This is a genomic window from Ligilactobacillus pobuzihii E100301 = KCTC 13174 (assembly GCF_000349725.1).
Taxonomy (GTDB): Bacteria; Bacillota; Bacilli; order Lactobacillales; family Lactobacillaceae; genus Ligilactobacillus; species Ligilactobacillus pobuzihii.
The window spans coordinates 146,220-170,759 of the sequence record NZ_KB714697.1; the positions used below are offsets into that span (position 1 = coordinate 146,220).

The 24,540-nt window shown below is 37.4% G+C and carries 20 protein-coding genes; 18 read left to right on the forward strand and 2 right to left on the reverse strand.

Annotated elements, in window-relative coordinates; all coding sequences use genetic code 11:
* Nucleotides 1-29 precede the first annotated feature (29 nt).
* Complete coding sequence (locus LACPOB_RS0106965) at nucleotides 30-932, forward strand: deoxyribonuclease IV (RefSeq protein WP_026142782.1); 903 nt, start codon at nucleotides 30-32, stop codon at nucleotides 930-932.
* Nucleotides 933-992: 60 nt separating this feature from the next.
* Here LACPOB_RS0106965 and LACPOB_RS0106970 read toward each other — a convergent pair whose 3' ends face one another.
* The gene (locus LACPOB_RS0106970; RefSeq protein WP_017868113.1) at nucleotides 993-1,820 is read right to left on the reverse strand and encodes a pyruvate, water dikinase regulatory protein; all 828 of its coding nucleotides are present in this window, start codon (nucleotides 1,818-1,820) and stop codon (nucleotides 993-995) included.
* Between the two features lie 356 nt (nucleotides 1,821-2,176).
* On the opposite strand from LACPOB_RS0106970, the gene rpsU reads away from it, so the two are divergent.
* The 15 genes from rpsU (at nucleotide 2,177) to clpB (ending at nucleotide 19,994) form a co-directional block, all read left to right on the forward strand.
* Nucleotides 2,177-2,362 (forward strand): 30S ribosomal protein S21, encoded by a 186-nt coding sequence (gene rpsU, locus LACPOB_RS0106975; RefSeq protein WP_003690207.1) that lies wholly within the window; start codon nucleotides 2,177-2,179, stop codon nucleotides 2,360-2,362.
* 21 nt (nucleotides 2,363-2,383) lie between these two features.
* Complete coding sequence (locus LACPOB_RS0106980; RefSeq protein WP_017868114.1) at nucleotides 2,384-2,830, forward strand: GatB/YqeY domain-containing protein; 447 nt, start codon at nucleotides 2,384-2,386, stop codon at nucleotides 2,828-2,830.
* Between the two features lie 142 nt (nucleotides 2,831-2,972).
* Nucleotides 2,973-3,944: a PhoH family protein gene (locus LACPOB_RS0106985; protein WP_017868115.1), complete on the forward strand. Its 972-nt coding sequence runs from the start codon at nucleotides 2,973-2,975 to the stop codon at nucleotides 3,942-3,944.
* 38 nt (nucleotides 3,945-3,982) lie between these two features.
* Nucleotides 3,983-4,462: an rRNA maturation RNase YbeY gene (gene ybeY / locus LACPOB_RS0106990; protein ID WP_017868116.1), complete on the forward strand. Its 480-nt coding sequence runs from the start codon at nucleotides 3,983-3,985 to the stop codon at nucleotides 4,460-4,462.
* Nucleotides 4,416-4,853: a diacylglycerol kinase family protein gene (locus LACPOB_RS0106995; protein ID WP_307724312.1), complete on the forward strand. Its 438-nt coding sequence runs from the start codon at nucleotides 4,416-4,418 to the stop codon at nucleotides 4,851-4,853. The genes ybeY and LACPOB_RS0106995 overlap by 47 nt, the downstream gene beginning before the upstream one ends.
* A gap of 40 nt (nucleotides 4,854-4,893) precedes the next feature.
* Nucleotides 4,894-5,796 (forward strand): GTPase Era, encoded by a 903-nt coding sequence (gene era / locus LACPOB_RS0107000; RefSeq protein WP_017868118.1) that lies wholly within the window; start codon nucleotides 4,894-4,896, stop codon nucleotides 5,794-5,796.
* 242 nt (nucleotides 5,797-6,038) lie between these two features.
* Nucleotides 6,039-6,827 carry a DNA repair protein RecO gene (gene recO / locus LACPOB_RS0107005; protein ID WP_017868119.1) on the forward strand — a complete coding sequence of 263 codons (789 nt, stop codon included), beginning with the start codon at nucleotides 6,039-6,041 and terminating at the stop codon, nucleotides 6,825-6,827.
* 428 nt (nucleotides 6,828-7,255) lie between these two features.
* Nucleotides 7,256-8,173 carry a glycine--tRNA ligase subunit alpha gene (gene glyQ / locus LACPOB_RS0107010; protein WP_017868120.1) on the forward strand — a complete coding sequence of 306 codons (918 nt, stop codon included), beginning with the start codon at nucleotides 7,256-7,258 and terminating at the stop codon, nucleotides 8,171-8,173.
* Nucleotide 8,174: 1 nt separating this feature from the next.
* Entirely contained in the window at nucleotides 8,175-10,253 is a 2,079-nt protein-coding gene (gene glyS, locus LACPOB_RS0107015; protein ID WP_017868121.1) for a glycine--tRNA ligase subunit beta, read from the forward strand.
* Nucleotides 10,254-10,583: 330 nt separating this feature from the next.
* Nucleotides 10,584-12,452, forward strand: a complete 1,869-nt coding sequence (gene dnaG, locus LACPOB_RS0107020; RefSeq protein ID WP_017868122.1) for a DNA primase — start codon at nucleotides 10,584-10,586, stop codon at nucleotides 12,450-12,452.
* 34 nt (nucleotides 12,453-12,486) lie between these two features.
* Nucleotides 12,487-13,587: an RNA polymerase sigma factor RpoD gene (gene rpoD / locus LACPOB_RS0107025; protein ID WP_146983651.1), complete on the forward strand. Its 1,101-nt coding sequence runs from the start codon at nucleotides 12,487-12,489 to the stop codon at nucleotides 13,585-13,587.
* A 164-nt stretch (nucleotides 13,588-13,751) separates the two neighbouring features.
* Entirely contained in the window at nucleotides 13,752-14,444 is a 693-nt protein-coding gene (locus tag LACPOB_RS0107030; RefSeq protein ID WP_017868124.1) for a tRNA (adenine(22)-N(1))-methyltransferase, read from the forward strand.
* A 1-nt stretch (nucleotide 14,445) separates the two neighbouring features.
* Complete coding sequence (locus LACPOB_RS0107035) at nucleotides 14,446-15,561, forward strand: Nif3-like dinuclear metal center hexameric protein (protein WP_017868125.1); 1,116 nt, start codon at nucleotides 14,446-14,448, stop codon at nucleotides 15,559-15,561.
* 33 nt (nucleotides 15,562-15,594) lie between these two features.
* Entirely contained in the window at nucleotides 15,595-16,836 is a 1,242-nt protein-coding gene (gene pepT, locus LACPOB_RS0107040) for a peptidase T (protein WP_017868126.1), read from the forward strand.
* Between the two features lie 548 nt (nucleotides 16,837-17,384).
* Nucleotides 17,385-19,994, forward strand: coding sequence for an ATP-dependent chaperone ClpB (gene clpB / locus LACPOB_RS0107045; RefSeq protein ID WP_017868127.1), 2,610 nt, complete (start codon nucleotides 17,385-17,387; stop codon nucleotides 19,992-19,994).
* A gap of 36 nt (nucleotides 19,995-20,030) precedes the next feature.
* Here the strand turns inward: clpB and LACPOB_RS0107050 are convergent, their stop codons facing one another.
* On the reverse strand, nucleotides 20,031-20,219 hold the full coding sequence (locus tag LACPOB_RS0107050) for a YjzD family protein (RefSeq protein ID WP_017868128.1): 189 nt from the start codon (nucleotides 20,217-20,219) through the stop codon (nucleotides 20,031-20,033).
* Nucleotides 20,220-20,393: 174 nt separating this feature from the next.
* On the opposite strand from LACPOB_RS0107050, the gene dnaE reads away from it, so the two are divergent.
* Nucleotides 20,394-23,732 (forward strand): DNA polymerase III subunit alpha, encoded by a 3,339-nt coding sequence (gene dnaE, locus LACPOB_RS0107055; RefSeq protein ID WP_017868129.1) that lies wholly within the window; start codon nucleotides 20,394-20,396, stop codon nucleotides 23,730-23,732.
* 129 nt (nucleotides 23,733-23,861) lie between these two features.
* A partial coding sequence (locus tag LACPOB_RS13085) for an ATP-dependent 6-phosphofructokinase (protein ID WP_017868130.1) occupies nucleotides 23,862-24,540 on the forward strand: 679 nt, incomplete at its 3' end.

Genomic DNA, 24,540 nt, shown 5'->3' on the forward strand with positions numbered 1-24,540 from the left:
AGTATCTTGATTTAAGGGAGCGATGTATGATGCGATTAGGATGTCATGTTAATATGCGTGGAAAAGAAATGTTGTTAGGTTCAGCCAATCAGGCAGCTAGTTATGGTGCCAATACGTTTATGGTTTATACAGGTGCACCGCAAAATACGAAGAGAAAAGATGTTTCTCAAATGAATATTCCGGCTGCGCATCAGTATATGCAAGAACAAGATATAAAAGACATCGTGATCCATGCTCCATATATTGTTAATTTAGGTAATACAAAAAAGCCACAAAACTTTGAATTTGCCGTTGACTTTTTGCGTGCTGAAATCAAAAGGGCACAGGCTTTAGGTGCAAAACAAATTACTTTACACCCAGGCAGTCACGTTGGTTTAGGTACTGATGTTGCTATTAAAAATATTGCACGAGGGCTAGATGAAGCAATAGATCCTAGTAGTGATGTTCAAATTTCATTAGAAACAATGGCAGGCAAGGGGACTGAAGTGGGCAAAACTTTTGAGCAATTAGCACAAATCATTGAGCGAAGTCAAAAAAATGAGCATATTTCGATTACCCTAGATACGTGCCATACTAATGATGCTGGTTATAATATAAAAAATGATTTTGATGGTGTTTTGAATGAATTTGACCATATTATTGGTTTGAACCGCTTGAAAGTTTTGCACATTAATGATTCTAAAAATGAGCGTGGCACCCACAAAGACCGCCATGAAAATATCGGTTGTGGTACGGTCGGATTTGCTGCTTTGAACCAGGTAGTTCATCACCCGCAGTTAGTAGATATTCCAAAAATAATGGAAACTCCTTATGTTGGTCCACAGAAAAATGATAAGTTTGCTCCGTATGCATATGAGATCGAAATGTTTAAAAGCCAAAAATTTGAGCCAAATTTGAAAGATTTAATTTATACCGCTCAAGGAAAATTGTGAATTATTAAAAGCGTCGCACAAACACGAAAATTACGTGTATCTGCGGCGCTTTTAAGGTTTTTATTCAGTTGAATTTTGCTGTTCATTTAAACTTTCAATAATTAAGGTGGCTGTTTCTTCAATCGATTTGTTTGCAGTATTGATCACTAAACAGCCAAGTTTACGATATAATTCTTGTGCGAAGTTCAATTCATTATTAATATTACCTAAGTTGGAATAGTGTGAATCAGGATCCAAACCGTAGGCGACCATCCGTTGGCGGCGGATCGAATTTAAAATCGCCGGATCATTAGTTAAGCCAAAAATTTTACGTTGATCTATCTCATAAAGTTCATCTGGTATTTTGGTTTTAGGGACGAGCGGCAAATTGGCGACTTTATATCCTTTATTAGCTAAATATAATGAAAGCGGGGTTTTTGAAGTCCGTGAAACTCCCAATAAAACGATGTCTGCTTGCGTAAACCCACTGGGGTCTTTACCATCATCGTAAGTAACCGCGAATTCCATGCATTCTATCCGTTTAAAGTAATCTTTGTCAGTATGATGATTCATTCCAGCTTCCAGTCGTGGTGCAACTTTAGTTTGTTGCTCAAGCATGTCTAATAGTTGTTCTAGTGCTCCTAGACATTGGAGTGAATTTTCCTGGCAGAATTTATCGATTTGTTCAGATAAGTTTTTTAACACCAAAGTGTGTACGATAATTGCGTTGACCCGTTTAGCACGTTTTAAGATCCCACTTAATAAAGAAGATGTCCTGACTAAGGGGTATTGTTGAATCTCAAAATCAACTTCTGGAAACTGAGCGACAGTGGCTTGTACTAAATTATAAGCAGTTTCACCGATTGAATCCGAAATGACAAATATAATTGTTTTTTTCTTTTCTGGCATCTAAATTCCTCCTCGTATAATTAGGCGGCTGAAGCTGGACGATCACCATTATCTTTATTTCAATTATACCTGTTAAATTAAATGAATAAAACCATTGATTGATTTTGAGCTGTACAGGAGTGTATTAGTAAAATAACAATATTGATAAAAATTGACCAGAGATATAGATGAGAACAAAGATTTACTAAAAAGGTCTCTTAATTAGCTAAATAAGTGGAAAATTTGTAATTAGACTTTAATAGATATTGACGCCTATTTTATGTTTATGTATAATGATAAGGAACTGTTAAGTTTGTATTGATACATTATGCAATTTTATACGGTTACACTTTAAGCTCGGAGGGAGGGAAAACATCATGTCAAAGACAGTCGTTCGTAAAAACGAATCTCTTGATGACGCTCTTCGTCGCTTCAAACGTACCGTTTCCAAAACAGGTACGTTACAAGAATACCGGAAACGTGAATTCTACGAGAAGCCAAGTGTTAAGCGTAAGAAAAAATCTGAAGCAGCTAGAAAACGTAAAAACAAACGTCGTTTCTAAAGTCCTAAGGGGGCAGATGTAGTGAGTTTGTTAGAAACACTGCAAAAAGATATGATCGCAGCTATGAAGGCTAAGGATAAGGAAAAATTAAGTACTGTCCGGATGCTGAAATCTGCAGCAACAAATGAGCAAATTAATCTGGGGCATGATTTGACCTCGGATGAAGAAGTTGCCGTTTTGTCGCGTGAGCTTAAACAACGCAAAGATTCATTGGTTGAGTATGAAGCAGCGGATCGTCCTGATACAGTTGCACAGCTCCAAAATGAGATCAAGGTTGTTGAAAGCTATATGCCTACTCAGCTTAGTAGCGATGAGGTCAAACAAATCGTTGCCGAAACGATTACAGACGTCCATGCAAAAGGACCTAGTGATTTTGGTAAGGTTATGGGTGCTGTAATGCCAAAGGTAAAAGGCCAAGCTGATGGTAAACTAGTTAACTCAACTGTTAAAGAGTTACTTTCAAATTAATTATGAGAGAGTTCGGCTTAATTTTGTCGGACTCTTTTTGTGTATGTTGAAATTAGTATTTCAATATGGGAGACTTGTAAAAAAATAAGGGATAAGCTATATTTAAAGTATCTTAAGTTACGATTTTAAAGGAGACGTTCAATTGTCAGAAAAACAAGTAATTGAAAAAGAGCTGCACGTTGCTAAACCCGAAGTGCAAGCTGTTTTATTTGGTGTAAATGATAATTATTTGAAATTGATCGAAGAAGGACTGAATGTTACTATTCGGCCTTTTGGAGATGTGATCAAGATCGAAGGTGATCAGGATGCAGCTTCAAAGGCAACTGAGGTCATCAAAAAATTGACCACCTTAGTTGAACAAGGGGTTGGTATTTCTGAAAGTGATGTTCTTTCGGCACTCAAAATGGCCCAAAATGGGACACTAACTTACTTTCAGGATCTGTATAAGGAAACCTTGATCAAAGACAATAATGGACGTCCCGTACGGGTCAAAAATTTTGGACAACGTAATTATGTACAGGCGATAAAGAATAATGACCTGGTTTTTGGGATCGGGCCTGCTGGGACTGGTAAAACCTTCTTGGCTGTTGTTATGGCGGTAGCGGCATTGAAGAAAAAAGAGGTCGAAAGGCTGATCTTGACCAGGCCAGCAGTCGAGGCTGGGGAATCTTTAGGTTTCTTACCAGGCGATCTGAAGGAAAAGGTCGATCCTTATTTACGGCCGATTTATGATGCTTTGTACGCGATCTTAGGTTCAGAACATACTGAAAGATTGATCGAGCGTGGTGTGATCGAAATTGCGCCCTTAGCCTATATGCGAGGAAGGACATTAGATAATGCTTTTGTGATCTTAGACGAAGCGCAAAACTCAACTCGTGCACAGATGAAGATGTTCTTGACGCGTTTAGGATTTGGTTCGAAAATGATCGTGAACGGTGATATAAGTCAAATTGATTTGCCTAAAGGACACCAACAAAGTGGTCTGATCGATGCACGTAAAATTTTACAAGGTTTGCCACACATTAAGTTTATTCAATTTTCTGGAACTGAAGTAGTGCGTCACCCAGTGGTTTCAGAAATAATTGCAGCCTATGATAAGGTTGATAACCAGTAACTATTTATATTTAACAGAAAAAGAGGACTATTAAACTGATGGATCTAGAAATTTTCGATGAAACAAAAAAGGCTTCAAAAGAATGGTTGAACATGATCACGCAATTGTTAAACCATGCCGGCGATTATATTGATTTACCTGATAATACTGAAATGTCTGTGACGCTTGTTAATAATGACAGGATACATGCGATCAATAAAGAATACCGCGGAGTCGATAAGGCAACTGATGTAATCAGTTTTGCAATTGAAGAAGATGATGGTGAAGAAGAACCAATTATTTTTAGTGATGATCTTGATATCGATATCCCTAAAAATATTGGTGATATTTTTGTTTCTTTAGAAAAAGTCAAGGAACAAGCTGAATATTTAGGACATTCTGAAGAAAGAGAATTGGGTTTTTTAGTCGTTCATGGTTTTTTACATTTGAACAGTTATGATCATATGAAAGCCGAAGATGAAAAAGAGATGTTTGACTTACAAAGAAAGATTTTGGATGCTTATGGTCTTAAAAGATAAAAAAAAATATAGTACCAAATGGAAAAATCGTAGCTTTTTACAAGCATTTAAACATGCCAATGAGGGTTTACGCACTGTTTATCATGATGAGCGGAATTTTCGTTTTGATTGTTGGGCAGGCTTATTAGTGGTACTTTCTGGTTTTATATTAAATGTAAGTAATAACGAATGGCGAAGTTTATTATTAGCGGTCTTTTTAGTTTTAGCAAGCGAGGCTTGGAATACAGTTATTGAAAACATAGTTGATTTAGTTTGTGGGACCAAACACCAAGTACCTGCTAAGAAAGCTAAAGATATTGCAGCGGGAGCAGTTTTGCTGTCTTCTCTTTATGCTGTATTTACAGCTGCTATGATCCTATTGCCTAAAATTTGGCACATATTTTTTAATTAACTAGAGCTTTTATTTATTGAGTTAAAGAAAGGAATTTACAATGACAAATGCTTTTCATTCCGGATTTGTGGCAATTATCGGTCGCCCAAACGTCGGGAAATCAACATTTATTAATCATGTGATCGGTCAAAAAATCGCTATCATGAGTGACAAACCACAGACAACTAGGAACAAAATCCAGGGGATCTATACAACAGATGAGTCGCAAATCATTTTTATTGATACACCAGGGATTCATAAACCACAAAGTAAATTAGGAGATTTCATGGTTGATTCGGCACTTTCTACTCTTAATGAAGTGGATGCAGTGTTGTTTATGGTCAATGCTACTCAAAAACGCGGTAAAGGAGATGACTTTATTATTAAACGTCTCCAAAATGTTAAAAAGCCAATTTATTTGGTCATCAATAAAATCGATCAGGTTCATCCAGATGACCTGTTACCGATCGTGGATGATTACCGTCAGACGCTAGAATTTCAAGAAGTTTATCCAATTTCTGCACTAAAGGGGAACAATGTGTCCGAATTAGTCAATAATTTGGTAACTGATCTTCCTGAAGGCCCACAATTTTATCCTGAAGATGAAATAACTGACCATCCAGAGCGTTTTATTATTTCAGAATTGGTTCGTGAAAAAGTTAATCAGCTGACGCGTGAAGAAGTTCCACATTCTGTGGCTGTCGTGACCGAACGTGTCAAACGACAAGATGAAGAAAAAATTCGGGTTTCTGCATCTATTATTGTTGAACGCAATAGCCAAAAAGGAATTATTATTGGCAAAGGCGGCAAAATGTTGAAGCGGATCGGCACTTTAGCTCGTAAAGATATTGAAACGTTGCTAGGTGACAAAGTTTATTTGGAATTGTGGGTCAAAGTTCAAGAAAATTGGAAGGATCGCAAAACTGACCTGCAATCTTTGGGGTATAAACAAGACGATTATTAAATTCTGGAGAGTGAGACAAAAGATGCTTTGAAGTCGGTTTGTAACGCAATCGTTGTTGCAGTAAGGCTTCAATCTTTTGAAGCACATTTAAGGGCCGTCGATTTATCCCATTAAATGGGTCAAATCGACAGCCCTTTTAGGATTGGACAACTAGTTTAGTCCCTGTCCCTTTCTATCTAAGGGTGTTAAATCTCATAGTTTAATATCTTGATTCTCAATCGAAAAGTGAAAGAAGTGATAAGGTGGCTACACATCAGGGAGTGGATTTTCAAGGTATCGTGATTTCGCGTAATGACTATAAAGAACGCGATATGTTAGTCAAAATTTTAACAGATAAATTTGGCATCAAAACTTTCTTTGTTAGAGGTGCACGCAAAAGAGGTTTTAAATTGGCCTCGGCTATCTTGCCATTTTCACATGGTGTGTATTTTGGTAATATTAACGATCAGGGGCTTTCTTTTATTAATGGCACGCGAGAATTAGAACAGTATCAACAAATATATGCAGATATTAAATTAAATTCCTATGCTTCATATATTCTAGGACTAGCAGGCGCTGCTTTTGGTAACGATGAACCTCTGCCAAAAGTTTGGTTTGACAAATTTGCCACCGCGATCGGTCTGATCAATGAAGAACTGGATCCTGCAATTATTACAAACATTATTGAAATACAATTACTAGAGCGTTTCGGGGTTAAACCTTTTCTAGAAAGTTGTGTGATCTGTGGTAGTACCCAGGGACCATTTGATTTTTCTGAAAGCTATGGTGGAATTTTATGTCAGCAGCATTGGTATTTAGATATTCATCGGATGCATTTAGATCAACGAACAATTTATTATTTAAGATTATTTTCGGTAGTAGACTTGAAACAATTACATTCGATCAAAGTTAAGCCAGAAACTAAACAACATTTACGCCACACGATCGATACTTTATATAGTGATGAAGTTGGTGTTTATATCAAAGCAAAGAAATTCATCGATCAAATGGGTAGTTGGGACCAACTCTTAAAAAAAGACGGTGATCGCTGATATAGTTATGTTAATAAATTTTCACTCAAAGATCACTTTATATTGACAAAGCGAAGTTTGTGACTTATTGTTAAACTATTCAAATAGCGTTGGCGAGAATAAGATTTGATCGGTCCAAGTTGATTTTAGCGAGTCTGGAGAGTGAAAGCAGGTCATCAACTGATCGAGTGGCAATCTTTAGTCTGATTTAAAAGAAGTCGGTTGAATAAACCGGAAGTAGGGTGGAACCGCGATTACTTGATCGTCCCTATGTAACATCGAGATGTTACATAGGGACTTTTTTTATTTCCTAAGGCAATCGATGATTGGAAAACTCCATCTTTTTAGCAGCTATCGACATTCACACAACGCCAGTTAAGCAGAGCTCTTATAAAACTGCAGTAATGCAGTCTCTGATCGCTCTGGATATTTTCAAGGAGGAAGACATCATGTCTAAAAAGTTAAGTATTCAAGAAATAATCTTAACGTTACAGCAATTTTGGTCAAAACAAGGATGTATGTTAATGCAATCCTATGATACCGAAAAAGGAGCGGGAACAATGAGTCCATATACATTTTTGCGTGCTATTGGACCCGAGCCGTGGAATGTTGCATACGTTGAACCATCACGTCGTCCTGCTGATGGTCGTTATGGGAAAAATCCAAATCGTTTATACCAACACCATCAATTTCAAGTGATTATGAAGCCTTCTCCAGCAAACATTCAAGACCTGTATTTAGATAGTTTAGCTGCATTGGGGATCGATTCTAAAGAACATGATATCCGTTTTGTTGAAGATAATTGGGAAAATCCATCAATGGGTTGTGCCGGTGTTGGTTGGGAAGTTTGGCTTGATGGTATGGAAATTACCCAATTTACGTATTTCCAACAAGTTGGTGGTTTAGAAGTTTGGCCAGTTGCAGCTGAAGTCACATATGGGCTCGAGCGTCTGTCCTCGTATATCCAAGATGTTCAATCAGTTTTTGACCTGGAATGGGCTGATGGAGTTAAATATGGTGATATTTTCTTGCAACCCGAATATGAACAATCAAAATATTCTTTTGAAGAGAGTAACCAAGATATGTTATTAAAGGCATTTGACGAATATGAAGCTGAAGCTAAAAAACAAATCGCAAATGGCTTAGTTCATCCAGCGTATGATTACATTTTAAAATGTAGTCACACGTTTAACTTGCTAGACGCCAGAGGAGCAGTTTCAGTGACTGAAAGGGCCGGTTATTTAGCACGGATCCGTAATATGGCTAAGTCAGTTGCTAAGGTGTTCGTGGCTGAACGTAAGAAACTTGGTTATCCTTTGATCAAAGATGAAAAATTACGTGCAAAATTATTAGAGGAGGACAATTAAGATGAAACATACTTTCTTACTAGAAATTGGTTTAGAAGAGATACCTGCACACGTTGTTACTCCAAGTGTTAAACAACTAGCTTCACGGATGGAAGATTTTTTGAACGAGTCGAGGCTCTCCTTTGACGAAATACAAACATTTTCAACACCACGCCGATTGGCGGTTAAAGTTTTAGGGTTAGCCGATAAACAGCCGGATATTAAAGAAGAAGCGAAGGGCCCGGCGAAAAAAATTGCGGTCGATGATCAAGGTAACTGGTCCAAAGCAGCACAAGGTTTTAGTCGTGGACAGGGTGTTGATCCAGACCAAATTTATTTCAAAGAATTTAAGGGGACGGAATATGCTTATGTTGAAAAATCGATTTTAGGGAAATCAGCGACGGAAGTACTTAAAGATGTTGATCAGGTTATTATTGCGATGCGTTTTCCTACTATGATGCGTTGGAGTACCAATGAATTTGAATTCGTTCGCCCAATTCGTTGGATAGCTTGCTTATTAGATGATGAAGTGATACCTGTACAGATTTTAAAAATCAAAGCTGACCGTATTTCTGCCGGACATCGTTTCTTAGGACAAGATGTATCACTAGCTAATGCAAATGGTTATCCTGCTAGCTTGCTTGACCAGATGGTGGTCGCAGATGCTTGTAAGCGTAAGAAAATGATTCGTTCTCAGATCCACGAGATCGCACACAAAAATGAGTGGCAGATCGTGATCGACGAAGATCTGCTAGAAGAAGTTAATAACTTAGTTGAATATCCAACTGTTTTTGCTGGATCATTTGATGAACAGTATCTGTCTTTGCCAGATGAAGTCTTGATCACTTCAATGAAGGATCATCAACGTTTCTTTTATGTGCTTGATTCAAACGGAAAAATGTTACCATATTTTGTCTCTGTGAGAAACGGTAATGACCAATATTTGAAAAATGTCGTTGTAGGAAATGAGAAAGTTTTAACTGCTCGGTTAGAAGATGCACGCTTCTTTTATGAAGAGGATCAAAAAACACCAATTTCAGCTAGTGTTGAACGCTTAAAGAACGTAATGTTCCATGATAAGATCGGAACAATTTATGCTAAGATGCAACGAGTTACTGAGATCTCAACTTTCTTAGGTAAGAAAGTTGGTCTATCTGCTGACGAATTGCAAGATCTAAAACGAGCAGCACAAATTTATAAATTTGATATTGTGACTGAAATGGTTGGTGAATTTGCCGAATTACAGGGTGTCATGGGTGAAATTTATGCACGCTTGTTTGGCGAAAATGAAAACACTGCGGCTGCGATCAAAGAATCTTATATGCCGTTAGGATCTGAAAGTGAATTACCACAAACTAATGTAGGTGCTGTTCTTTCGATCGCAGACAAAATTGATAGTATTCAATCATTTTTTGCGGCAAGTATGTTACCAAGTGGTTCAAATGATCCCTATGCATTAAGAAGACAAGCTTTGGGTATTGTTCGGATCGCTCTAGCTAAAAAATGGAAATTATCAGTGATCGATCTTGCAAATGCGATCGACAGTGCATATCAGACTGAGCAAAACTTATATGAAAATACGCAGCCTGACCAAAATCAGGTTGAATGGCAAGAATTTATCATGGGCAGGGTGCATCAGTTACTCGTTGATCAAGGCTATGCTTATGATATCGTAAACACAGTGGTAGCAACTAAGGACAATACTTTCCAGCAAATCTTTGCTGCAGCTAACGTTTTGACCAAGCATCAATCTGATTTGGAATTTAAACAAAATATTGAGGCTCTAACAAGAACAGTGCGTTTGGCACGTAAGGGTCAAGCAGATGTTCAACCCGAAGTCAAAGTTGATTTATTTGAGAACAATTCGGAAAAAGCGTTGCATACGGCTGTTGTTGCTGTATCTAAAGGCTATGGTGACAAGGACCTGGAAGAAAAATATGTTGCACTTACAAGTTTACGTCAACCAATCAGTAATTACTTTGATGAAACGATGGTCATGGTCGATGATGAGTCAGTCAAGAACAATCGTTTGACTCAATTAGATGCCATCGCACGTTTGACTTATTCATTTGGTGCTTTAGATAATTTAAATGTTAAGTAACTAGTCTGATAATTTTAAGCTGTTGTTGGTTACAGAACTTAAACATCAAGACTAAAAATGTCCAGAGAGCGGTTGTGTTCTTTGGACATTTTTAATTAAGAATTATAGTCACATAATTTGAATAAATTTTTTGCAAATTTATGTTGATTTATTTTAGTTTTTCTATGAAAAGCTTACAAAGCATAGTTGAATTTAGTGAGCTTTATCCTTGCATAACATATTATTTCATTATATGATTATTATTGATTATGTAAAAATATAAGTGGAAAAGTCGCACAATGACTGTGCGGCTTTTAACCGCTGAAGGCAAAGCTATTTTGAGGTGGTCGTGTGAGCAGAAGGATCCCTGAAGAGGTGATCGACGATGTTCGTTCTCAGGTCAATATTTTAGATATTGTTGAACAGTATGTTCAAATGCATCGCTCAGGTAAAAACTGGTTTGGTCTATGTCCGTTCCATACCGAAAAAACTGCGTCGTTTTCCGTGAATGAACAAAAACAAATTTTTAATTGTTTTTCTTGCCATCGTGGTGGGAATGTGTTTAAGTTTATCATGGATGTTGAGAACCTTAGTTTTCCCGAAGCAGTAATACGTGTAGCTGATATAGGCAGTGTGTCTATCGATCAAGCTTATATTGATGGCGTCAGCGAGAATGATGACTGGCAGGATAGTAATGATAATAATTCTGATCTGAATATTTACAAGGATTATCACCGTGAAGCAGCTGAATTATATCATCATATTTTGGTCAATACGCAGCTAGGTGAAGAGGCTTTAGATTATTTACACGGCCGTGGGTTAACCGATGATTTGATTGAAGAATTTCAGTTAGGTTATGCGCCAGCTAAAAAATTACTCTTACCTTTTTTTGATGAACATCAACCTGATTATCAGAAGTTACGTAAATCTGGTTTATTTGTTGAATTAAAAGATGGCCAGTTAAGTGATCGCTTTAGGGAAAGAGTCATGTTTCCAATTTGTAATGCTGCTGGTCAAGTGATTGCTTTTTCTGGACGTTTATTGCACAAAAATGAGACACAGCCTAAGTATCTGAACTCCCCAGAAACGGAATTATTTAATAAACGTGATATTTTATTTAACTTTGATAAAGCAAAAAATGCAGTTCGTAATGAGAAAAGTATTATTTTGTTTGAAGGTTTTATGGATGTTTTGGCGGCTTATCGTTCTGGTGTAAAAAACGGTGTTGCTTCTATGGGGACTAGTTTGACGGAACAACAGGTTTATTCTTTGGCCCGTGTTTCCAAGAAGTTGAGTATTTGCTATGATGGTGATCAACCAGGTCAAGATGCAACTAAAAGGGCTTTAGAATTGTTAGGCTCATTAAATCGTTTTGAACTAAGTGTGATCTCTTTACCTGAAAAACTTGATCCAGATGAATATGTGGGTAAATATGGTGAAGAAAAATTTTATGAGCGAGTTCATAGTAATTTAGAAAGTGAGTTGGCTTTTTATTTACGTTATTATGAACAAGGGCGTAATTTAGACAATGAGCATGACCAATTAGCGTATATCGATGACGTGTTAAAGAAATTGGCTCAAAGTAATGATCCAATTGAAAGAGACTTGTATTTGAATCGATTAGCACAAAGATTCAACTTAGATAAAGCGATGTTAGAAACACAACTTACAGACCTACGTTCAGCATTGCAAAAGCGAAGTAATTTTCAACAACAAAATAAAGTTCAACCAAAACAAGCTGCTGTGATCAAACCAAGTTCACAGGCTCCGTTGCATTATTCACGGATCGAGTTGGCAGAAAGACTTTTGTTATATCGGATCTTACATGATCATAGTGCTTGGCTGAAGGTCGCTAATATACCTGAATTCAGTTTTGTACATGAAAACTATCAGACGATATATTTATTAGCGCAAGGCTTTTTCAATGAACACCAGGCTTATGATAGTGCTGCTTTTTTGGATTTTGTCCAGGAAAGTTCATTACAAGAAACTATTGTATCGCTTGAAATGAGCAGCTATGTGGGCCAAGCTAGTGAACAGGAAATAAATGATTGTTTAAAGTTGATCTTGCAAGCTTCCCCCTTAGAAGAGCAGATCGAAGATCTAAAAAAACAACTCGCACGAGCTAAAAGGATGAATGACCAAGACAATGTAGTAGAATTAACTGTCAAATTGATTGAATTATTACAACGTAAACAAGCTGAAATTTCAGCAATATAAGGAGGACCTCGCCTTGGCAAAAGAGAAAAAAGCAATAAATGATGAAGAAAAACAATATAAAAAAGAACTACGGAGTTTGATCCATGAATTTAAACCGAAAAAACAGATCAAATATTCGGTATTATCTAAGAAATTAGTAGAACCATATCAATTGAATGCAGACGCGATGGATAAATTGATCGAATCTGTTGAAGATGCCGGGATCGCTGTTGTTGATGAAAAAGGTGAACCAAGTGAGCACGCTTTACATGCGGCAACCAAACAGGCCGAAAATGCTAAAAGAGATGTTTCAGCACCATCTGGTATTAAGATCAATGATCCGGTTAGAATGTATTTGAAAGAGATAGGCCGAGTCGATTTGTTAACTGCTGATGAAGAAATTGCTTTGGCACTGCGGATCGAACAAGGTGACGAATATTCTAAACAACGTCTAGCCGAAGCTAACTTACGCTTAGTCGTTTCAATTGCTAAACGGTATGTAGGGCGAGGCATGTCATTTCTTGATTTGATTCAAGAAGGTAACATGGGATTAATGAAGGCTGTTGAAAAGTTTGATTACCGTAAGGGATTTAAGTTTTCAACGTATGCTACTTGGTGGATCCGCCAAGCAATTACGCGTGCTATTGCTGACCAAGCACGGACGATCCGTATCCCAGTTCATATGGTTGAAACGATCAACAAGTTGATCCGGATCCAGCGTCAATTATTACAAGATCTTGGACGTGAACCGATCCCTGAAGAAATTGGTGCAGAGATGGATATGCCAACTGAAAAAGTACGTGAGATCTTAAAAATTGCGCAGGAACCAGTTTCACTTGAAACACCGATTGGTGAAGAAGATGATTCTCATTTAGGTGATTTTATTGAAGATGCTGAAGCAACGAGTCCGGCAGACCATGCTGCTTATGAATTGTTAAAGGAACAATTAGAAAGTGTACTTGATACTTTAACTGACAGAGAAGAAAATGTTTTACGTTTACGTTTCGGCCTAGACGATGGTCGAACACGTACTTTAGAAGAAGTTGGTCGTGTTTTCGGTGTAACTCGTGAACGGATACGTCAGATCGAAGCAAAGGCGTTACGTAAGCTACGTCATCCTTCTAGATCAAAACAATTGAAAGATTTTTTAGATTAAGCTAAATTATCTTCTATGATTTTAATAACAAAGAGAAGTTGAAAGGTCGAATACAATCCGGCCTTTTTTCTATACATAATATTAAATTTAGTAAAGATAAGAGAAATGCTTTTCATTTGGTGTAAAATAAACTTAAGAGTAGATAATTGATTAAGGAGTAAGAAATGGATTCAAATAGATTGTCACAGCGACTATTACATGTCGCACAGCATGTTCCAAAAGGAGCACGTTTGGCCGATATTGGTTCTGATCATGCTTATTTACCAGTTTATTTGGCAAAAAGAGGTCTTATCTCATATGCGGTTGCAGGTGAAGTTGCTCAAGGTCCACATATGAATGCTTCGCGGGTCATTCAACAAGCAAACGTAGGCAACATCGTTCAATCACGTTTAGGAGACGGTTTGGCGGCGTTTACTGAAGCTGATAAAATCGATACTATCAGCATTTGTGGAATGGGTGGAGCTTTGATGGTTGATATTTTAAATGCATCCCCCGCTAAGCTAGCGACTCGCCCCTTACTGATCTTGCAACCGAATATTGGCATGGAACTTGTTCGGAGTTGGTTAGCAAAAAATTACTACCAAATTGTTGCTGAAGATATCTTGCGGGATTTAGGTCATGTGTATGAGATGATGGTCGCAAAACCAGTTACGAAAGAGCAACAATTGACAACTGATGAGATTTTTTTTGGTCCGTGTTTATTAAAGCAAAAAGACCCAGCGTTCATTGAAAAGTGGACACGGGAATTAAAACGAGAAGAAAAAATAAACGATGCACTCACAGCTGCCAATAAAGAAAACACGCCGAAATATCGTGAGGTTCAAGCTAAGATCAAACAAATCAAGGGAGTGTTATGAAATGACCACGGTCAATGATATCGTCAATAAATTTGAAAAATTTGCCCCTAAGTGGTTAGCTGAAAAAGGTGACCCGGTTGGTTTACAACTTGGAGATTTAACCCAAACAGTCCATAAAATGATGGTTTCCTTAGACGTTCGTCCTGAAACAGTGCAAGAAGCGATCAAAAATAATGTCGATTTTATTTTTGCCCATCATCCAGCAATGTTTCATCCGATCCATAGTTTTGATCTGAGTGTTCCACAAAACCAAATGTACGCAAAACTGATCAAACATAATATTTCTGTTTATGCTGCACATACTAATCTGGATAATGCTAATGGGGGGATGAATGACTGGTTAGCTGACAAATTGGGCTTAAAACATACGGAACCATTATTGGGACCAAAGACAGAAAAAATGTATAAATTGGCTGTGTTTGTGCCAGTAAAAGCAGCTGACAAATTACGACAAGGCTTAATTACAGCAGGTGCTGGAAATATCGGTAATTATTCTGGTTGTTCCTTTTCGATTCAGGGACAAGGCCGATTCATCCCACAAGAAGGCGCGCAACCATATCTGGGAACACTAGGACAGGAAGAAACAGTGGCAGAAGAAAAAGTAGAAGTTACTTTTCCAGCCGAAAATAAAAATCAAGTGTTATCTGCAATGTATGCTAACCATCCGTATGAGAGGGTCGTTTATGACCTTTATCAAATTGAGGATGTCGGTGAAAAATGTGGGATGGGACGGATCGGTGAACTGTCAGATACAATGTCTGTAGAAGAGTTTGTTGCACAATGCAAAGAAGCTTTTCAAATTCCTACTCTACGCCTTATCAGTCCAGATGTTACACGAAAAATTAAGCGCGTAGCCGTGTTAGGTGGCAGTGGGTCACAGTTTTATACGAATGCTTTAGCTAAAAAAGCAGATGTTTATGTAACTGGCGACGTTAGCTACCATACGGCACATGATATGTTAGCAAGTGGTTTGAATGTGATCGATCCTGGACATCATTTTGAATGGATCTGTCAACCTGAGCTCAAGCGTTTGTTTAGCCAGTGGGCACAAACAGAAAATTGGTCGGTCGATGTGATCACAACAAAAATCAATACAGATCCGTTTTTATTTATGTAAATCAATGAATTAAATTAAAAAGGAGAGTTTTTCATGGCAAAATATGATAATTTAGTACCACGATTTTTAAAATATGTCCGCAAAGAAACCCGGTCTGATGAAGAGTCGACTACAGTTCCTTCAACGCAAAATCAGGTTGAATTCGCCAATGAATTAGTACTGGAATTAAACGAGATTGGTTTATCTAACGTACGTATCGCACAAGGAAGCAGCTATGTTTTTGCAACATTACCAAGTAATTTACCCGCAGGTACATCAGCTAAAAAAGTTGGCTTTATTTCACATATTGATACGGCTGATTTTAATGCTAAAAACGTGTCTCCGCAAGTAGTAGAAAATTATGATGGTGAATCTGAGATCAAGCTGGGCACGAGTGGCTATTCCTTGACACCAGATGAATTTCCTAATTTAAAAAATTATCGTGGTGACAATTTGATCACAACCGACGGAACGACACTTTTAGGTGCTGACGACAAAGCAGGTGTGACTGAAATTATGACTGCTGTGGAATATTTGAGCAAGCATCCAGAAGTTAAACATGGTGAAATAGAAGTTGCTTTCGGTCCCGACGAAGAGATTGGGACGGGTGCGGATCGTTTTGAAGTTGATGAATTCGGAGCCGACCTTGCTTATACAGTTGACGGTGGACCATTAGGACAGTTGGAATATGAAACATTTAATGCAGCACAAGCTACGATCAAATTCGTTGGTAAAGATGTTCATCCATCAGAAGCCAAGGACATTATGATCAATGCATTAAAATTAGCAGTTGAATTTGAAAATCATCTTCCAAGTGCTGAAGTTCCAGAAAAGACTGAAGGCCGTCAAGGATTTTTCCATTTGTTAGGGATCAATGGTACTGTTGATGAAGCAAAGATGACATACATTATTCGTGATCACGACCGTGCTAAATTTGAAGAAAGAAAACAATTAGTTAAAAATATCGTTGGTAAAATGAATGAACAATTCGATGAAGATCGCGTAATTTTGGATATGAAAGATCAGTATTACAATATGCGTGAGATCATTGAAAAAGATATGACGGTTGTTGACTTGGCAAAAAAAGCAATGGAAGATCTCAACATTGAACCACTGATCGCACCTGTACGTGGCGGTACTGATGGTTCTAAAATTTCATTCATGGGTTTACCCACACCGAACTTGTTTGCAGGTCCAGAAAATATGCATGCACGTTTTGAATATGTGTCAGAACAAACGATGGAAAAAGCAACGGATGTTATTTTGCAGATCGTGAAATTAGTTAGTGATAAATAAGTTGGAAGATATATTTTTGGGATTTGTTCTCGAAATGAAATGGAAAACAAAAACCAATTTCTAAATTTATACTGGGGTATATTCTAAGGGACTTCGATCTAAATGATCGAGGTCTTTTTTGGTGCGCTAATTAAAGAAAGTAACTAAGTTGATCAATAAAATGAAATATAAAAATGAATAGTCTACGATATAAAAAGATAGTTACTACAAAACTTTGTGTATTCTATCAACATTGAAAAGATAGCTAGCTGGTGTAAGGAAGTCAGTAAGATAGCTCAAATAATGTTTATGACTGCTATAAATATTTAAGAAGTTGAGCCGTTTGAAGGCAATGGTCGGGAAATTGTGATGGATAAATTAATTATTTTAGTTTTTGATTTATTGTTCATTGTTTTCTTTAAGCCTTGATATAACAGTTTGGTCAAAGAAGGTAAGACTTTTTGTTAGCATCTGGAAATATATCCTGTATAATATAAATAGCAAACTAAATTGCAAATTTCAAAAATAATAAAATAAATTTTCATAGAACAACTGAAAGGGGAGCATGTATGAATAATGATAGTTTAACAAATGCTGTGCAAGAGGCAATTGGCCAAGCACAACAAATCGCAATGACACGTAAACACCAAGAAATAGATGTTGCGCATTTATTCAAATTTTTGATTCAGCCGGGGGAATTTGTAGTTGATTTATATCAGCGAGCTGGAGTGAATGTTAAGGGATTTGAAAAAGAAATCGACCGACAGCTAGACAAAATTTCAGTTGTTTCCGGAAATGTTGCTTACGGGCAAGCAATCAGTCAAAATTTATCCCAGTTATTACAAAACGCTGATCAATTAAAGCAAAAAATGGGTGATGAGTATATTGCATTAGATACGATCACACTTGCTTTAATGAAATTAAAATATCATCCTTTAACTGAATATTTAAAACAGAATGGTATAACAGAAAAAAAATTACAGGGTGTAGTAGAAGATTTAAGAGGAGGAGAACATGTGACATCTAAAGACCAAGAAGCACAATACAAGGCTTTAGAAAAGTATGGGACAGACCTGGTGAAGGAAGCTCGTTCTGGCAAACAAGATCCAATCATTGGACGAGACGAAGAAGTTAGGGACGTCATTCGGATCTTGTCGCGTAAAACTAAGAATAATCCGGTCTTGATCGGCGAACCCGGTGTTGGTAAAACAGCGATCATCGAAGGATTAGCCCAGCGTATCGTTAAAAATGATGTGCCGGCTAATTTACAAGATAAAACTATTTTTTCATTGGACATGGGTTCATTGATCGCAGGCGCTAAGTATCGGGGCGAATTTGAAGAACGCTTAAAGTCTGTCTTAAAAGAAGTTAAGAAAAGTGAAGGTCAGATCATTTTATTCATCGATGAGATCCATAATATTGTCGGTGCAGGTAAAACTGAAGGTAGTATGGATGCTGGTAATTTATTAAAACCAATGTTGGCTCGTGGCGAGCTGCATTTGATCGGTGCCACTACTCTAGATGAATATCGTGAAAATTTGGAAAAAGATAAAGCTTTAGAGCGACGTTTTCAAAAGGTTTTGGTTCAAGAACCTACTGTTGAAGATACGATCGCCATTTTGCGGGGCCTACGCGAAAGGTATGAAATTCACCATGGTGTAAGAATTCATGATAATGCGTTAGTTGCAGCCGCCACACTATCGGACCGGTATATTACTGACCGTTTCTTACCAGATAAAGCAATAGATTTAGTAGACGAAGCTTGTGCTGAGATCAGGGTGGAAATGAATTCTGTACCAACTGAATTAGACCAAGTTAACCGTTCGGTGATGCGTTTAGAAATTGAAGAGGCTGCTCTGAAAAAAGAAACTGATGATGCGTCAAAGAAACGTTTAGCAGATGTACAACAAGAACTCGCAAATGAACATGAAAAAAACAATCAGTTAAAAATGCGTTGGGAAAGTGAAAAAGAAGATATCCAGCGTGTGAGTGACAAGAAATCAGAGATCGATCAGGCTAAACACCAGCTTGAAGACGCTGAAAGCCAGTATAATTTGGAAAAAGCTGCCAAATTACAACATGGTACGATCCCGAAATTGGAAAAAGAATTGGCTGACCTTGAAAAAAGTGATCGTCCTGATGACTGGTTAGTTGAGGAGTCAGTGACAGAAAATGAAATAGCGGAAGTTGTTAGCCGTTCAACTGGTGTTCCAGTTTCTAAATTAGTTGAAGGTGAACGGCAAAAATTATTACACTTATCTGACAGTTTACACCAGAGGGTCATTGGACAAGATGAAGCAGTTGATGCTGTTTCGGATGCCGTTTTACGTTCACGTGCTGGACTGCAAGATCCATCAAAACCATTAGGGTCGTTTATGTTTTTAGGTCCAACGGGTGTGGGGAAAACAGAGTTAGCTAAGGCATTAGCCGAAAACTTGTTTGATTCTGAAAAACACATGGTGCGTTTAGACATGAGTGAATATATGGATAAGATCTCTGTTAGTCGTTTAGTCGGGGCTGCTCCTGGTTATGTTGGTTATGAAGAAGGCGGTCAATTGACTGAAGCCGTGCGACGTAACCCTTACACGATCATTTTACTTGATGAGGTGGAAAAGGCACATCCTGACGTCTTTAACATTTTACTCCAAGTTTTAGACGACGGGCGTTTAACTGATAGTCAGGGTCGGACCGTTGATTTTAAAAACACGATCATGATCATGACTTCTAACCTTGGATCAGACCTTTTGTTAGATCAGGTATCTGACGATGGTAAGATTTCTGATGAGACACACTCAGCAGTTATGAAATTAGCTCAGTCACATTTTAAACCGGAATTCTTAAACCGGATCGATGATATCATTATGTTTACTCCATTATCGATGAATGCTATTAAGCAAATCGTGGATAAATTCATTGGGTTATTGTCTGACCGTTTGTCTGATCAGGAAATCACTTTAACGATCGATGATCCGGCTAAAGAATGGCTAGCTCAAAAAGGCTATGAGCCTGCATATGGTGCACGCCCATTGCAAAGGTTCATCACCAATCAAGTTGAAACTCCTTTAGCTAAGCAAATTATTGCGGGTAAGATCATGCCTAAATCAGTTGTTGAAATTCGTTTGGGAGAACAAGATAATTTAATTTTCACAGCCAAAGAAAAAACTGAGCAAGTTGACTAAAAGTGCATAATAAAAAGCGTTGTTTAACAACGCTTTTTATTTAGTCTGGGTTTTTGGTGTTTTTACCATAGGTGCAATTAGATTGATAGCGATAAAGCCACCGATCATGGCAACTACAGCACTCGTAGCGACATCAAATGCTCCACCAGTTAAAGCGGAAACGATATAGCCTAATACGAGTCCATAAATTGCACTCCAAAAAAGCAAAGTAAGCTGTTTTAGCATTCCATTCACCTCTTATTAATTAGTAGTTTAGCACAAAAACAAAAAAATAAACATAATTTTTTAAATCCTTATTAAGGTGATCAGTATTTAGAAAAAGAACAGAATTATTTTTGAAGGAATTTTGAAATTTGAGTATAATTAAAATAAATGACTAGCAAAAAAGGGGGGAAGTAAATGTTCAGTCCATTACAAGTTATCAGTTGTTACAGTTTATTACAGAGTCCATTAAAAATTAACGACCTAGTTAAAAAAGCGAGTGAGTTAGGCTATCAGGCGTTAGCTTTAACTGATATTAATGTTATGTATGGTATTTTGGACTTTTATAAGGCTTGTCAAAAGTACCATATCAAGCCGTTATTAGGTTTAACACTTGAGTTACAAGATACGAATCAAGATACAGCTAAAAATGAACTAATTTTATTGGCTAAAAATAATAACGGGTATCACAATTTAATCAAAATCTCGAGTTTAAAAATGACTAAGAGTACTGAAGATTCTAGTGGAGATCGGCTATCTTTGAGTGAAGTTTCCCCTTTTTTACATGAAATGTTTGTTATTACACCAACACAGAATTCTTTTATATTAGATGCGTTGGCTACTCATAAACTAGCGGATGCACAAAAACAGTTGGCAAGATTAGTTGATGTAATAGATGATCAGAGTTTGTTTTTGGGAGTCAGCCCATATATGCAAGATCAAACTATAGTTGATTTACGTCAACTTGGGGCTGCTTTAGATTTAAAAATTGTTGCAGCTGCGCCACTTAAATATTTAACACCGGAACAAAATTTTGAGGTGACCGTTTTAAACTCGATTCGATCAGGTAATAAGTTGACGAGTAAGGAATTGACAAAACAACGAGATGGGCATTATTTTTTGCGTTCTCCATCAGAATCTGCTGCAGAATATGGAAGATCTGGTTTAGAGGACGCCTTTCAAAATGTAACTCAAATTATTGACAAGATCGAAATTGAATTGAGCTTTCCGCCAACACGTTTGCCACGGTTTAAAGCACCCGACGGGACCTCATCAGAAGAATATCTGCGCAGTTTATGTGAAACGGGGTTAAAAAAAAGGCTACAAATGAATCAAATCAGCAATGCACAGCCATATCAAGCACGGTTAGATCATGAACTTAAAGTTATCGGAAGAATGGGATTCAATGATTATTTTTTGATTGTTTGGGATGTGACCCATTTTGCCCATGAACATCAGATCATGATCGGCCCTGGTAGAGGATCTGCTGCAGGTTCATTAGTTGCCTATACGTTGATGATCACTGACGTGGATCCCATACGATATAATCTATTGTTTGAACGTTTTTTGAATGAGGAACGTGCACAAATGCCGGATATTGACCTAGATATTCCTGATTTAAAACGTGATCAAGTGATCAAATATGTTCATCAAAAATATGGCCATGAGCAAATGGCACAGATCATTACTTTTGGTACATTAGCAGCTAAACAAGCGTTACGGGATGTAGGACGTGTGATGGGAGCAACTACTTATGAAATGGATCAGTGGAGTAAGGCGATACCGTCAGTTTTGCACATTACTTTGCAGGAAGCTTACCAACAGTCTCAACTATTACAAAATTTAGTCGCTGATAGCCAGAAAAATTCACTGATTTTTCAAACGGCATTACATTTAGAAGGTTTGCCACGTCATTATTCACTTCATGCCGCCGGAGTTATTTTAAGTGAGGAAAGATTATCTGATTTGGTACCAGTCCAGTTAGGACCTGATGAAATGTTAGTGACTCAATTCGCTAAAGATCAAGTTGAAGAAGTTGGGCTTTTAAAGATGGATTTTCTAGGGTTACGTAATCTGACTATTTTGGAAAATGCGGCGCGCTTTATTTCATTTGGTTATCATGAAAAGTTAGATGTACATCAAATAGACCTCTCAGATCAAAAGACATTGAAGTTATTTCAAGTTGCTGATACTAATGGTGTGTTTCAATTTGAATCAGACGGTATCAAAAATGTTTTAAGAAAGTTACAGCCAACTTCTTTTGAGGATGTGGCAGCTGTTAATGCCTTATATCGGCCAGGACCAATGCACAACATTGATGAGTTTATCGCACGTAAACATGGCAAGAGTCGCATAACTTATCCTGAACCTTCATTGAAAAATATCTTAGCATCGACATATGGTATTATGGTTTACCAAGAACAAGTTATGCAAGTTGCGTCAGCCATGGGAGGCTTTTCTTTAGGCCAAGCTGACCTTTTACGTCGGGCAATGAGTAAAAAGAAACATGACGTGATTGCTGAAATGCGGGGAAGATTTATCGCAGGTGCCCAAAAAAAAGGCTTTGATGTTCAAAGTGCTCAAAAAGTTTATGAATACATTGGCCGTTTTGGTGATTATGGTTTTAATCGTTCACATGCGGTCGCCTATTCAAAAATGGCTTTTGAATTAGCTTATATCAAGTGTCATTATCCTGCTGCTTTTTATGCTTCCTTATTAAATTCAGTGATTGGTTCGGATAAAAAAACCAAGACCTATTTGATGGAAGCTAAGAGTCGCCAAATCAAGGTTAAGGCTCCATCGATCAATCATAGTGAAGCCTACTATATTTTAAAGAACAAGGCCATTTATTTCGGTTTAGGTTGCATTAAAACAATTCGCAGGAATTTTGTTCAAGCTATTATTCAAGAAAGAAAAAAACGTGGTCCTTTTAAATCTTTTAACCAATTTCTACAAAGAATACCTGGGGAGTATTTAAAACAAGAAGGCATCGAAGCTTTGATATATAGTGGGGCATTCGATGAATTAGAGCTCTCACGTGCAAAGCTACTTGACCAGTTGCCTAAAATGCTCAAGAATGCTGAGTTAAGTGGTGCTAACGTTGAGTTATTTGCCATGCTTGCTCCTAAAGAACAGGAAACAGTCCCAGAATTATCACAGGAAGAACAACTGAACAAGGAAAATTATTATTTGGGTGCTTTTGTGTCAGGACACCCTGTTGAAAAATTTTCCAATTTAGTTCAATTATACGGAACTACTAAGGTTGCAGCATTAAGAGCTGATCAAAATATTGTTACGATCCTTTATTTAAAAAGAGTTAAGATCATTAGAACTAAAAAAGGGGAACAGATGGCTTTTGTGTCTGCAGATGATGAAACAGGATCAGTGGATCTAACTATTTTTCCACAACAATATCGCCAATATGCTGAAGTGTTAAATGAAGGGGCCGTTGTATTAGTCAAAGGGAAGGTTGAACAACGACGAGGACTACAGGTGATCGTTGATTCATTACAGCTAACAAATAATGTAAGTGACCAAAGTTATTTTTTACGATTACAACCTAATATCTCATTGTACCAGAAACAAGAATTGAAAAGATTGCTCGAAACTTTTCATGGAAATACTCCCGTGATAATTTTTGATATTTTATCTGACCGCAAATTCTTATTACGTCGGAGTTTATGGCTAAGTAGCTCTGAAAAGGCACAAAAAGCAGTTATCGGACTATTAGGCGAAGGTAATGTCGTTTTAAAATAATGAAAAAAGATGTAAATTCCATGAAAAGTTTCATATTTTTTTCGAAATAAACAAGACAATGTCTGTGAAAAGTGATACTATGAACATTGGAGAATGTAGTACAACAGAAATTTTACTTGAGGTGAAAAGATGAAACGCATTGGCATTTTGACAAGTGGTGGAGATGCTCAAGGTATGAATGCTGCGATCCGTGCGGTAGCGCGTTCTGCTAACTCTGCTGGCTTGGAAGCATACGGCATTAACTACGGTTATAAAGGTTTGGTTGAAGGAAATATTGAACTCTTAGACCTAGATCGACTTGATGGAATCATCAAGCGTGGTGGAACAATTTTGTATTCTGCTCGTTTCCCTGAATTTGCTGAGAAAGAATATCAAATAAAGGGAATTGATCAATTAAAGAAATTCGGTATCGATGCTTTAGTTGTCATTGGTGGTGACGGTTCCTATCACGGTGCAGAACGCCTAACTCAACATGGTTTTAATTCAATTGGTATCCCAGGAACGATCGACAATGATATTCCGGGAACAGACTTTACGGTTGGCTTTGATTCTTCAGTAAATGTTGCAGTTGATTCAATTGATAAGTTAAATGATACAGCAACATCACATCAAAGAACTTTCATAGTTGAAGTTATGGGACGTGGCGCTGGAGATATTGCCTTATGGGCTGGAATTGCTACGGGGGCAGATGCCATCGTGATCCCTGAACATAAGTATGATATTCAAGCCATTGCGGATAAATTGAATAAAAATCGTGAAAATGGCAAAGATCATGGCTTGATTGTGATTGCTGAAGGTGTTATGTCAG

Coding starts and splice junctions, on each gene's coding strand:
- LACPOB_RS0106965 (WP_026142782.1), top strand. CDS start 30: ATGCGATTAGGATGTCATGTTAATATGCGTGGAAAAGAAATGTTGTTA.
- LACPOB_RS0106970 (WP_017868113.1), bottom strand. CDS start 1,820: ATGCCAGAAAAGAAAAAAACAATTATATTTGTCATTTCGGATTCAATC.
- rpsU (WP_003690207.1), top strand. CDS start 2,177: ATGTCAAAGACAGTCGTTCGTAAAAACGAATCTCTTGATGACGCTCTT.
- ybeY (WP_017868116.1), top strand. CDS start 3,983: ATGGATCTAGAAATTTTCGATGAAACAAAAAAGGCTTCAAAAGAATGG.
- era (WP_017868118.1), top strand. CDS start 4,894: ATGACAAATGCTTTTCATTCCGGATTTGTGGCAATTATCGGTCGCCCA.
- glyQ (WP_017868120.1), top strand. CDS start 7,256: ATGTCTAAAAAGTTAAGTATTCAAGAAATAATCTTAACGTTACAGCAA.
- glyS (WP_017868121.1), top strand. CDS start 8,175: ATGAAACATACTTTCTTACTAGAAATTGGTTTAGAAGAGATACCTGCA.
- LACPOB_RS0107030 (WP_017868124.1), top strand. CDS start 13,752: ATGGATTCAAATAGATTGTCACAGCGACTATTACATGTCGCACAGCAT.
- LACPOB_RS0107035 (WP_017868125.1), top strand. CDS start 14,446: ATGACCACGGTCAATGATATCGTCAATAAATTTGAAAAATTTGCCCCT.
- pepT (WP_017868126.1), top strand. CDS start 15,595: ATGGCAAAATATGATAATTTAGTACCACGATTTTTAAAATATGTCCGC.
- clpB (WP_017868127.1), top strand. CDS start 17,385: ATGAATAATGATAGTTTAACAAATGCTGTGCAAGAGGCAATTGGCCAA.
- LACPOB_RS0107050 (WP_017868128.1), bottom strand. CDS start 20,219: ATGCTAAAACAGCTTACTTTGCTTTTTTGGAGTGCAATTTATGGACTC.
- dnaE (WP_017868129.1), top strand. CDS start 20,394: ATGTTCAGTCCATTACAAGTTATCAGTTGTTACAGTTTATTACAGAGT.